The 12,892-nt window shown below is 44.4% G+C and carries 9 protein-coding genes; 3 read left to right on the plus strand and 6 right to left on the minus strand.

The window, feature by feature from the left end:
• Positions 1–155: 4Fe-4S dicluster domain-containing protein (locus FTV42_RS07810; protein WP_180038395.1), on the plus strand; the 155-nt coding region annotated here is incomplete at its 5' end.
• Positions 156–413: 258 nt separating this feature from the next.
• Here FTV42_RS07810 and FTV42_RS07815 read toward each other — a convergent pair.
• The 5 genes from FTV42_RS07815 to betI all read right to left on the minus strand — a co-directional run bounded on the left by FTV42_RS07815 (position 414) and on the right by betI (position 7,592).
• Positions 414–2,615, minus strand: a complete 2,202-nt coding sequence (locus FTV42_RS07815; protein WP_180038396.1) for an OsmC domain/YcaO domain-containing protein — start codon at positions 2,613–2,615, stop codon at positions 414–416.
• A 334-nt stretch (positions 2,616–2,949) separates the two neighbouring features.
• Entirely contained in the window at positions 2,950–3,720 is a 771-nt protein-coding gene (locus FTV42_RS07820; protein ID WP_180038397.1) for a hypothetical protein, read from the minus strand.
• A gap of 129 nt (positions 3,721–3,849) precedes the next feature.
• The gene (betA, locus tag FTV42_RS07825; protein ID WP_180038398.1) at positions 3,850–5,505 is read right to left on the minus strand and encodes a choline dehydrogenase; all 1,656 of its coding nucleotides are present in this window, start codon (positions 5,503–5,505) and stop codon (positions 3,850–3,852) included.
• An 11-nt stretch (positions 5,506–5,516) separates the two neighbouring features.
• A complete protein-coding gene (gene betB, locus FTV42_RS07830; RefSeq protein WP_180038399.1) occupies positions 5,517–6,992 on the minus strand; it encodes a betaine-aldehyde dehydrogenase in 1,476 nt (491 codons plus the stop codon).
• A gap of 21 nt (positions 6,993–7,013) precedes the next feature.
• Positions 7,014–7,592, minus strand: a complete 579-nt coding sequence (gene betI / locus FTV42_RS07835; protein WP_004731001.1) for a transcriptional regulator BetI — start codon at positions 7,590–7,592, stop codon at positions 7,014–7,016.
• Between the two features lie 270 nt (positions 7,593–7,862).
• Here betI and FTV42_RS07840 point away from each other — a divergent pair, with 270 nt between their 5' ends.
• Together FTV42_RS07840 and FTV42_RS07845 are read left to right on the plus strand one after the other, a co-directional pair.
• A complete protein-coding gene (locus FTV42_RS07840) occupies positions 7,863–9,899 on the plus strand; it encodes a choline transporter (RefSeq protein ID WP_180038400.1) in 2,037 nt (678 codons plus the stop codon).
• A gap of 25 nt (positions 9,900–9,924) precedes the next feature.
• A complete protein-coding gene (locus FTV42_RS07845; RefSeq protein ID WP_257223431.1) occupies positions 9,925–10,536 on the plus strand; it encodes a MarC family protein in 612 nt (203 codons plus the stop codon).
• 67 nt (positions 10,537–10,603) lie between these two features.
• Here FTV42_RS07845 and FTV42_RS07850 read toward each other — a convergent pair whose 3' ends face one another.
• Positions 10,604–12,805, minus strand: coding sequence for a TonB-dependent receptor domain-containing protein (locus FTV42_RS07850; RefSeq protein ID WP_180038402.1), 2,202 nt, complete (start codon positions 12,803–12,805; stop codon positions 10,604–10,606).
• Between the last annotated feature and the right edge of the window lie 87 nt (positions 12,806–12,892).

Here is a 12,892-nt window from a genome sequence, read left to right on the forward strand (position 1 = left end):
ATGAGATCATGGAAAATAATGACGGTTCCAAGCGTTTCCAGATCAATGCAGCCAACTGTGTACACTGCAAGACCTGTGACATCAAGGATCCGTCCCAGAACATCACCTGGGTGACACCGGAAGGTGGTGGTGGTCCGAATTACCCGAATATGTAAGGTAATTCCTGTGAAGGAGAAAAATACATCTATTTCTCACATTCACATACCCAATCTTGAAGCAGTTAGTATTAACACTTCACTTTAATTTTTTAGGTAATCCCAGTTCCCTCGGGAGCTGGAATTAATAAGCTAGAATAGAAATAATAGAAAAGATTGCATATAGGGTCAGAGATAAAAATGGCCTATTCGAAACCTAGTAAGCCATCTTTAAGATTTAAAACAAATAACGAAAATTTTTAGTCATTCATCTATGGATTATTGCTGAGCCACAAACTTGGCACGCGCTGCATGCAATTTCTTATAGCTGTCAATCAGGCGTAAATGACGGTCCAGTCCTTCAAGCTGCATATTGGTTTCGGTCAAACCATAGAAACGAACTGTGCCTTCGATTGAACCTAGAACGGCATCCATACGGGCATCACCAAACATACGGCGGAAGTTGTGCTCATAATCATCCAGTTCCATTTCATCATCCAGAATGACTTCCAGAACGACATTCATGCACTGGTAGAACAGGCCACGTTCAACGGTATTGGTATTGAACTGCAGGAACTGCTCAACCAGATCTTTGGCTTCTTCAAATTGCTGCAAAGCCACATAAATCAGCAGTTTCAATTCCAGAATCGTGAGTTGGCCCCATTCAGTATTTTCATCGAACTCGATACCGATCAAGGTTTTGATTTCGGTATAGTCATCCTCATCTGCTTCTTCCAGACGCTCAACCAATGCTTCTAATTGTTCATCATCCAGACGGTGCAGATTCAGGATATCTTCACGATATAACAAAGCCTTGTTGGTATTGTCCCAAACCAGATCTTCTACCAGATAAATTTCCGAATAGCCCGGTACCAGAATACGGCAAGCTGTTGCACCTAGATGCTGATACACCGCCATATAAACTTCATGGCCCATGTCTTCTAGAATCGTGAATAATTCCTGAGCTTCGTCCGCATTCGAATTTTGACCGTTATTAGTGAAATCCCACTCGACAAAATCATAATCTGATTTCGCGCTGAAGAAACGCCAAGACACTACACCGCTCGAGTCGATGAAATGCTCGACGAAGTTATTTGGTTCAGTCACGGCATTACTGCTAAAGGTTGGTTTTGGCAGATCATTCAGACCTTCAAAACTACGGCCTTGCAATAACTCAGTCAGACTGCGTTCCAAAGCCACTTCAAAGTTTGGATGGGCACCAAATGAGGCAAATACACCGCCGGTACGTGGGTTCATCAAGGTGACACACATGACCGGGAACTGACCGCCTAAAGATGCATCTTTGACCAGAACCGGGAAGCCCTGTTCTTCTAGGCCTTTAATGCCTTCAACAATTTTTGGATATTTTGCCAGAACATGTTCAGGCACATCCGGTAGTGCCAGTTCACCTTCCAGAATTTCGCGTTTTACCCCACGTTCGAAAATTTCAGAAAGACATTGTACTTGCGCTTCAGCCAAGGTATTGCCGGCACTCATCCCGTTACTTAAGTAAAGGTTTTCGATCAGATTCGACGGGAAATAAACGGTTTCACCATCAGACTGACGTACAAATGGCAATGAACAGATGCCACGTGCTTTATTACCAGAGTTGGTGTCGTAAAGATGGATACCCAATAATTCATCTTCAGGATCATAAATTTCACGGGTATGTTCATCTAAAACTTCTGCAGGTAGTTCGCCATTTGGACCTGGCTGGAACCATTTTTCATCTGGATAATGCACAAATTCGGCATTGGCAATATCCTCACCCCAGAACTGGTCGTTATAGAAAAAGTTGCAATTCAGACGCTCAATAAATTCACCCAAAGCAGATGCCAGCGCACTTTCTTTGGTTGAGCCCTTACCATTGGTAAAACACATTGGCGACTGCGCATCACGGATATGTAGCGACCAGACATTCGGCACGATATTACGCCAAGACGCAATTTCAATCTTCATGCCAAGGCCTGCCAGAATGGCAGACATATTGGCAATGGTTTCTTCCACTGGAAGGTCTTTGCCCGGAATGAAAGTCGTATGATCAGAAGCCAGACTTGGCATCAATAAAGCTTGAGCATCCGCATCAATGCTTTCCACTTCTTCAATGACAAATTCAGGACCGGTTTGAATTACTTTCTTGACAGTACAACGATCAATCGAACGTAAAATCCCTTGGCGGTCTTTTTCAGAAATATCAGCCGGCAGTTCCACCTGAATTTTAAAAATCTGTTTATAGCGGTTTTCAGGATCAACAATATTGTTTTGCGAAAGGCGGATATTATCAGTCGGAATGTCACGTGCTGCGCAATAGACTTTGACAAAATAAGCCGCACATAAAGCTGAAGATGCCAGAAAATAATCGAATGGGCCGGGTGCCGAACCATCGCCTTTATAGCGGATCGGCTGATCGGCGATTACCGTGAAGTCATCGAACTTGGCTTCCTGACGAAGATTATCGAGATAATTGACCTTAATTTCCATGTGGATACCTAAATATTCTTATGTGCCGTCACGGACAGATAAGATGCTGAATCTGAATATACAAGCCGGTTCACGGAGGAGAACTTGAATGAAAAATAGAAAATGGTCAGGTTATACCATTTGACGAAGTGTCTGGATAACGCTGCCGAGAATGGGCGCTATTATAGAATTATTTTATGAAATTGATAATATTTGTCTGAAATTCTGGCAGATTAAACCAGATCCTCAGTCTTTCCTGAGCTGCCGGAGCATGAATCAACTTCAAGTCATGGCTTATACTATTAATCAAAGTTGCAGATAAGGCAGATTTTCACCTGCCTAGTCTGAGATAACTTTAGAAATCATAACTCAGTGCAAATACTGCAAGATTACGCTGCTTGTCATCATAACGGTCATAACCGCCAAAGATATATTCACCCGACAAACTTACCTGAGGTAAAAGCGCATAACTGAGTCCGGCAGAAGCATAACGAAAGGCAAACTGCTTTTCGGTATCGCCCAGTTCACCGCCTTCGTATTTGCCTTCATCATTAAAATAGCTCCCTGCTGCCGTAACGCTGGCATTCAGGCGATCATTCAACTGATGATTCAGGTTAAGCGTATAAAAAGTATCGCCCTGATTGGCATAAGCCACATCATACAGATAGGTCGATACACTGGCGCCAATACTGGTCTGATCATTCAATGCACGACTTATATTTAAACCCAGCTCATTTCCAGTGGTGTTCTCACCGCCCGGATAATAATAGGTTGCGTTCCATAGATCCCAATCATAATTTTCGCTGCTATGGGTATAACCCAGCAGAAAGTTATGCTCGAATTTGTCTGAACGATGTCCCTGACGCCCCTGCACTTCTGCATAAGAGTATCCAAGGGTAGATCCCCAATATCCGACATAAAAATTACCATAAGCCAGATTCAATGCAGCCTGTACAGCAACGTCGTCATTTTCAGGCGCATTGGTCAAACCGCGGGAGACGTATTTGGAGACCACACTCAAGTTTCCGCTTGCTTCTATTTTTTTTACTTCCGCATCATCAGCATAACAGTAAAAACTTGAAACAGCAGCACAGCCAAACAGCACTGTTTGATTGAATATTTTCATAAAATATAAATTGTATTAAGCAAAGCCGGAGATAAAACGAAAGCAGTCGAGATTTTATCTCCGTTTTGGGGGAAAAATTGAAATTCGTTTTACTCCTGCTTTGCCAGATGACAGGAATAAAACCATGATTTAAGCGCGAGGCGCCTTGTAAAAAGGTGCCGATGAAGGCGCAAGAGCAGGTTTGCCACGAATATGGTCTGCCAGTTTTTCAGCGATCATAATCGTAGTTGCATTGAGGTTACCGGTAATGATCAAAGGCATTATCGAGGCATCAATCACACGCAGACCCTGCATTTCATGTACGCGTCCATAACCATCGACAACCGCCATGTCATCCTCACCCATTTTACAGCTACACGATGGATGATACGCGGTTTCTGCATGATTACGAACAAATTCATCAATTTCAGCATCTGTTTGTAGATGTTTTCCCGGACTGATTTCTTCACCACGATAGGGATCCAATGCCGGCTGATGCATAATTTCCCGGGTAATGCGGATGGCATCGCGGAATTCACGCCAGTCCTGCTCGGTACTCATATAATTAAACAGAATACTTGGATGCTCAAACGGGTCTTTGGATTTCAGACGAACACGGCCACGTGACGGCGAACGCATAGAGCCCACATGAGCCTGGAAGCCATGTTCATGAATGGCATTGGTGCCATTATAATTAATCGCCACAGGCAGGAAATGATACTGGATATTGGGCCATTCAAATTCTTCGGAAGAGCGGATAAAACCACCGGCTTCAAACTGGTTGCTGGCTCCAATACCTTTACCTAAAAATAACCATTCAGCGCCAATCATCGGCTGGTTATACCACTTGAGTGCCGGATATAAGCTAACCGGTTTTTTGCATTTATATTGCAGGTACATTTCCAGATGGTCTTGCAGGTTTTCACCCACACCAGGCAAATCCTGAACCACAGGAATATCCAGACTTTTTAACAGTTCGGCCGGACCTACACCGGAGCGTTGCAGGATTTGCGGCGAGGCAATTGCACCTGCACATAGCAATACTTCACGGTCTGCAAAGACCTGAATCGGCTGTAAGGTATTTTGTCCTTCAAAATATTCCACACCAATTGCCTGATTACGATTAAACAGAATACGATTAGTCATGGCGTGGGTAATAATCGTGAGATTATCCCGGCCTTTGGCTATATCGAGATAACCACGTGCTGTACTGGAACGACGGCCTTGCGGCGTTACAGTACGGTCCATCGGCCCAAAACCTTCCTGCTGATAGCCATTCAGGTCATCAGTACGTGGATAACCGGCCTGTACACCTGCCTCGACCATGGCATGGAACAGTTCATTATTGCCATTTTTAAGTGTTGCCACCGAAACCGGTCCAGAATCACCATGATAATCATTGCCGCCAATATCGCGCGTTTCAGCTTTTTTATAATACGGCAGACATTCAGCATAGCTCCAGTGTTCTAGCCCCTTCAGGCTGGCCCACTGTTCAAGATCCATAGCATTACCGCGAATGTAACACATGCCGTTAATTAATGAAGAACCGCCCAGACCTTTTCCGCGCCCGCACTCCATACGACGATTATTCATATGTGGTTCAGGATCGGTCAGATAGGCCCAATTATAGCGTCGTCCCTGTAATGGATAAGCCAATGCAGCCGGCATTTGTGTTCTGAAGTCTAGACGGTAATCCGGCCCACCCGCTTCCAGCAACAGGACTTTTACATCCGAATCTTCAGTTAAACGCGCTGCGAGCACATTTCCTGCCGAACCTGCACCGATAATAATATAGTCGTAATTCATCCACTCCTCCCTTATGCGCTAAATACAGATTGGAAAGGACTAAGTTCAACTTGCACTGACTTGGTCTGAGTATATTGCTGTAGCGTGACAATGCCGTTTTCGCGACCGACACCCGAATGTTTATAGCCACCAACTGGCATTTCTGCCGGTGATTCGCCCCAGGTATTAATCCAGCAAATGCCGGCTTCGATTTGATGAATAATATGATGCGCACGTGCCAGATTCGGCGTCACGACACCAGCTGCCAAACCATATTCAGTATCATTGGCACGACGAATCACTTCTTCTTCTGAGTCATAACTCAGAATACTCATGACCGGACCAAAGATTTCGTCACGGACAATCGTCATGTCGTCACGGCAATCGGTAAATACCGTTGGTAGCACATAAGCGCCTTGGGCAAATTGCTCATCTTCGGCACGGCCACCACCACAAAGTAAACGAGCGCCTTCTTTTTTGCCCTGTTCGATATAATCCAGCACTTTTTCCATATGAGAGAAGCTGGACACTGGACCAAAATTGGTCTCAGGATCAAGTGGATCTCCCATACGGATATAAGGAATACGCTGCAGAATCTTTTCTTCGAATTCGGCTTTCAAGGCTAAAGGTACAAATACACGGGTACCATTGGTACAGACCTGACCGGAACTATAGAAGTTAGCCATCATGGCAATATCTGCCGCCAGATCCAGATCGGCATCTTCACAGATAATCAGCGGGGATTTTCCGCCCAGCTCCATGGTGACTTCTTTCAGGCTGGAATTTGCAGCTTGGGCCATGACTTTTTTGCCGGTTGCGACACCACCGGTAAATGAAACTTTGGCTATGTCCGGATGTGAAGTCAGATAGCCACCAATGTCACCACTACCGGTCACCACATTAAATACACCATGTGGCACACCGGCTTCTGTATAAATTTCTGCCAGTTTTAATGTAGTCAAAGGTGTCACTTCACTAGCTTTAAAGATCATGGCATTGCCCGCTGCCAGTGCAGGTGCAGATTTCCATAAGGCGATTTGAATCGGGTAATTCCACGCACCAATCCCGGCAACCACACCCAAAGGTTCACGGCGGGTATAAACAAACGAACTGCTTCTGAGCGGGATTTGCTGGCCTTCTAATGCTGGCAAAATACCTGCATAGTATTCGAGTACATCTGCACCTGTCGCAATATCGACGGTGGATGTTTCACTGAAAGCTTTACCACTGTCGAGACTTTCTAAACGCGCCAGCTCATCATTACGTTCACGGAGGATGGCAACAGCCTTGTTCAAAATACGCGAACGTTGAATCGCCGTCATTTCTGCCCAGACTTTTTGTCCTTGCTGTGCCGATTCAACAGCGCGATCGATATCTTCTCGCGTACATACCTGCACGTCTGCCAGAACTTCGCCTGTTGCAGGATTAATCGTTTGAAACGTGCTATTGGATGTTGCATCGACATATTGTCCATGAATATAAGGACGTTGCAGTTTGAATGTTGTCAATGGAATTTCCTCGCAGGTGGGTTATTTGAGTTGTTGCCGGATGTATTCACTACACAGTTCAATCGGCAGTTCTGGGTCAATTTCGCCATTTACCAAAGCACCTCTTAACCAGAATCCGTCAATCAATGCTGCCAGACCTTGAGCGGCTTTCTCTGCCTGGTCTTTATTTAACTTTTTCATGAATTCGTATTTAAGATTGGAATGTAAACGGTAATGATTGATCTGCTGTAAACGGTGTAATTCAGGTTGGTGCAAACTGCTAGCCCAGAACGCCAACCAGACTTTCATGGCCGCCTTATCCGTTTGTGGAGCAGCAAAATTACCACGTACGATCGCTAACAAGCGCTGCTCCGGTAAGTCATCAACCTGTATCTTTATCTGTGCAACAGATTTACCCAATTGCTGCAATAAGTAACGCATTGTGGCTTCAATCAAGCCATTTTTACCTTGAAAATAATGACTTATGATGCCGGTTGAGACACCTGCCCTCTGAGCAATCTGACTAATTGAAGCTTCTGCAAAACCTAGCTCATTCACTGCAGCTAAGGTGGCATCGATCAGTTGCTGGCGACGGATCGGTTGCATACCAACTTTTGGCATAAGACTAACCTGAATAACGGATATAACAATAGAAAGTCACTCTGCTAAAGCAAATAGCTGAATGATGTAACAATTCATAAACGCTTTTTTAATTGAACGTTCAATTAATAAAAATTATAGTGCCAGCTCACCCTTGATGTACAGCGCAGTTTGTTTTGGATTTGCAAAAGTTTGTAATTCACGAAAACAAGGAAGCTTTACCACAGGCTTTTGCTTTTAAATCACACTGCACTGTAGATCATCCGGCAACAACACGATGGTCATGGATTTATGCAAAAGAAAAATGAAGAGATGCAAGATGGTCTGAATAAAGTAGTTTTTTATTTTTCGGCGACACTTATTCTGCTGTTTTCTATCATTACCATTTTATTTAATGAACAAGCCAATCAAGTCATTATCAATATTTTAAACTGGGTAAGTCGTACCTTTAGCTGGTATTACCTGCTAGCGGCAACGCTGTATCTGGTTTTTATCGTCTTTATCGCCTGTTCCCGTTATGGCGAGATTAAATTAGGCCCCAAACATTCCAAGCCAGAATTTAGCCTGTTGAGTTGGTCGGCGATGCTATTTTCTGCCGGGATCGGGATTGACCTGATGTTTTTCTCGGTGGCGGAACCGCTTTCCCACTATATGAATCCACCTGTGGGCGAAGGTGAAACTTTTGAAGCTGCGCGCCAGTCCATGGTGTGGACCCTGTTTCACTACGGTTTAACTGGCTGGAGTATGTATGCGCTGATTGGGGTCGCGCTAGGTTATTTCAGCTATCGCTACAATTTACCGCTCACCATCCGATCAGCACTCTATCCTATTTTTGGAAAAAAAATTAATGGTCCAATTGGCCATACTGTGGATACGGCTGCAGTACTCGGCACGATTTTCGGGATTGCCACCACCTGCGGGATTGGCGTTGTGCAATTAAATTACGGCCTGCATGTATTGTTTGATTTACCAGAAAATATCTGGATTCAAACCGCACTCATCGCCGTTGCCGTGATTATTACTATTATTTCAGTCACTGCCGGTGTCAATAAAGGCATCCGGATCCTGTCTGAAATTAATATCTATGTATCAATTGGGCTGCTGCTATTCATTCTGTTTGTAGGCAATACCGAGTTTTTATTAGCCGCCTTGATTCAGAATTTTGGTGACTATATCAGCCAGTTCCCGAAGCTTTCTTTAACCAGTTTTCCTTTTGAACAACCGAAAGAGTGGATGAATAGCTGGACCCTGTTCTTCTGGGCATGGTGGATCGCCTGGTCACCTTTTGTCGGTCTGTTCCTGGCCCGTATTTCCCGTGGTCGTACCATTCGTGAATTTGTCACCGGGACTTTGGTTATTCCTCTGTTATTTACCCTGACCTGGTTGTCTATTTTCGGTAACAGTGCTTTATACAGCGTGATTTTTGATGGTAATACTCAACTTGCTACGACAGTTTTAGAAAATCCGGCACATGGTTTTTATGATCTGCTGGCGCAGTATCCAGGCTTTACCTTTACTGCAGGTGTCGCCACTATTACCGGCTTGCTGTTCTATGTGACCTCAGCGGATTCAGGGGCATTGGTATTGGGAAATTTCACGACCAAATTCACTAATATTGAGCATGATTCACCGCGCTGGCTGAGTGTGTTCTGGGCCATTGCCATCGGTTTGCTGACTTTGGCAATGCTCATGGCGAATGGCGTGACAGCATTACAGAACACCACAATTATTATGGGTCTGCCTTTTAGTTTCGTCATTTTCTTTGTGATGGCGGGACTCTATAAGTCCTTGCGTCTGGAGGATTTTCGTCAGGCAAGCACCAGCCTGAATGCGGCACCTGTGGTCGGTAATGTGGATATTTTGAACTGGAAGAAACGTCTGAGCCGGGTCATGCTGCATCCAAGCCTGTCCCAGACGCGGACCATGCTGGACAATGTTTGCAAACCAGCCATTGAGGCCGTTGCAACCGAGTTAATTGACAAAGGTATTCAAGTCAATATTCAGGAAAAATCGCTTGAGGAAGAACCTGAACTGTATCACCTGGATCTGACCATTCAGCTCGATGAAGAAGAAAACTTTGTCTACGAAATATGGCCGGTACGCTATGACACGCCAAATTTCAGTTCACGTGGTAAACGAACCAAACGTTATTACTATCGTCTGGAAAGTTATCTCTTTGAAGGCTCTCAGGGCAACGATCTGGTCGGTTATAGCAAGGAACAGGTGATCAATGACATCCTGGATAAATATGAACGCCATATGATGTATCTGCATATTAACCGGATCAGCCCAGGTAAACGCCCGCTGTTCCCGGATCGTGAAATCTAGGATCGCTCAACTACGGAAGGACTGAATGATGTCAGAAAGTTTGAATGCATTTGCCCTGTTTTTCTCCCTGCTCAACCCTTTTCTGATGAGTATTTATATGCTCGGAATTATCCGTAATTCCGACGCAAAAGTATTCAACATGGCATTGATTCAGGGCAGTCTGATCAGCTTTATTGTGTTCATCATTTTTGCAAAAACCGGTGAAGCCTTCTTTAATGAAGTCTTGCATGTACGGTTTGAGTCCTTCCAGATTTTTGGCGGTATTATTTTTCTGGTGATTGGCTATCGTTATGTCTTTGAAGGTGCTGATACGATTGGTGTGATGCGTGGAGCGCCCAGTCATCTGGCGGGTACGATTGCCATGCCGTTTATGATCGGTCCCGGCACCATTTCGGCTTCCGTGATTACCGGGATTCAGCTCAGTTTAATGCAAACCATTCTGGTGATTTTCTTTACCCTGTTTCTGACTTGTAGCCTGCTGATCCTGATGAAATATCTGCATGATCATTTACAGCACAAGTATTCAAACTATATTGACCTGTATGTCGATATTGTCGGTCGTGTTGCAGCGCTTTTAATCGGTACCATTGCCATCGATATGATCGTGACAGGTATTACAGGAATATTAGAAACCTGATAAATCCTTTCTATCGATAAATATAAAGAGCGGGAAATATCCCGCTCTTTTTTTAATTTTTAAATAATTAAAATTTAAATGACACACCGGCATAAGTAGAAAAACCTTCACCCGGCGAAGAACGAGCTTCATCTTTCCCACCGTCGTTAAGGCCTGGAATCACGACCGCAGCATATTTCTCATCGGTGATATTTTTAAAGTTGATCCAGGTTTTCCACGATTGATGTTCTGGTGCATAACCCACGTCAATGCCCCAGATCTGATAGTCATCACTGAATCGGCTATTGGCATAATCATGTGCCATCTTCGATGCATATTCGGTATTCAAACCAATATAGAGGCCATTATTCAAGGCATAACTTAGTTGAGCCTGATACAGATGTTTAGGGATTCCCGGTAACTGGTTCTTGCCAAACAATGGATCATTTTTGTACTGGAAATCGCTAAGGGTATAAGCCTGTTGCAGACGCAGTTCGCCATATTGGGATTCATGCAATGGCGTATCTAGACTTAGCTCCACCCCTTGATGAATCGTTGGCGTGGCATTTGCTTCTACACTAATTCTTTCCTCTGAAGTAGTAGAATCATTCCCGTAATTTTTAATCATTTCAGAAGACAATAGCTCCTTTTTAATCTTGGAATAATAGTAGCTCAGTGCCCAGTCTCCAAAGCCCGATTGTCCACGCCCCCCCAGTTCAAAACTATTGGCGGTTTGCGTATCCAAATAGATTGGCGCACGTACTCGATTTGATGCAGCTCCACTGTCTTTAGAATAGTAATAAGGTGAAGACCAAGCCATTGCCCAAGGATGTGCCGGTTCAATACTCCGGCTTAAATTGGCAAACCATTGCACAGAGTCATTTGGCTGATAGGTCAATCCAACTCGTGGTGCAAAATTCCATTCATAACGACTGACTTTAGGATCTACATCAGGACCTAAATCTGGGTCGGGAATAATATTTGCATAAGTCACTTCACTTTCCCGATGGGTATACACAGCTGCCAATCCCAGATCTAATTTGAACTGATCATTTAATGTAGTTTCCTGATTAAATTGTAGCACGTTGTCTGAACCACGATAGGTATAACGGCGGGTAACTGTGTCTGCCGGATACGTTTGATTACCAATTTCTGTATTAAATCTTAAAGTTTCAGTAACCCCACTGTCCGGGCGGTGTGTGGTAGTGCGCAAGGCAATACGCCCCTGATGCTCCAGACCTAGAAAGTGATAAGGCCTTTCATACTGGAAGCGCGCTGTAATATCTTCATAATCGACATTAGTACGATAACTGCTTTCACGTAAATCCAGCGGATAATGATGATAAGCCAGACTGCCGGTCAGTTTAGCATCATCCTGTAAATTCCAGGTCGTAGTATTGGCCAACCAGGTACTGCCTGGCTGAATCCGTTTGGCATCTACCGCTAAATTAAAGCTATTCGCTGCTTCAGGATCATTTTTGAGCTGTTCTTGCGTAATACGACCTGGAGTTAAATGCTTGCTCTCACGGTAACGGGCATAAAAACGGGTTTCGATATCCGGACTAATTTGATAGCCCAAATTAAAAGCCAGACCTTTGCCATCGCCTTCAGCATGATCCTGAATCCCATCGAACTGGGTACCCGTCAGCGCCAAATAATAATCCATCTGATCCAGCTTTCGGCCGGTACTAAACTGATATTTCTGATAACCATGACTGCCCATTTCATATTTGAGTTCAGAGCCATCCTGATCAGCGCCAGTCTTGGATTTATAGTTGATTGTTCCACCTAAGGCCAGTCCATCCTGTTTAAAGCCATTGGCTCCGCGATAGACGCCGACATGATCAATCCACCAGGGTTCTAGCAGTTCATACGCTGTACCACCCGGTCCGGTAAATGGAATATCATCAATCAGGACGTGCGTACCGGATGCATGTGCACCCGAAGTCCGGTTGATGCCTGAGCCACGGATTGAGACTTTTGCACCTTCATTCCCTGCAGACTGGGCATAAATTCCTGGCTGTAAACGGAACACATCGGCCGTGGTTGCAAGTCGCTGCTGTTCTAGCTGCTGCTCGTCAATAAAATTCGTTCCTCCTGAAACTTGAGCCAGCTCTTTCTGATATTGCTGCTGCGGATTGGCATTCTGCCCAGCGCTGATCACAATAGTATTCAGCTGTTGAACATTGTCCGGTTCTACGGCAGTTTCAGCATAAAGATGACCTGAGACAATCGACAGAATCATGAGGCTCAGCGGGCTTTTCTTGAGAGGAATTTTTGTCATGTGCATGTCGATTTTATACAGTCCTGTATAAGTGATTCCGTTTTATGAGAGGAAATCAGTTTAAAAATTATGCTGTAGCATAGATCAATATTG

Source organism: Acinetobacter sp. YH16052, from assembly GCF_013417155.1.
Taxonomy (GTDB): domain Bacteria; phylum Pseudomonadota; class Gammaproteobacteria; order Pseudomonadales; family Moraxellaceae; genus Acinetobacter.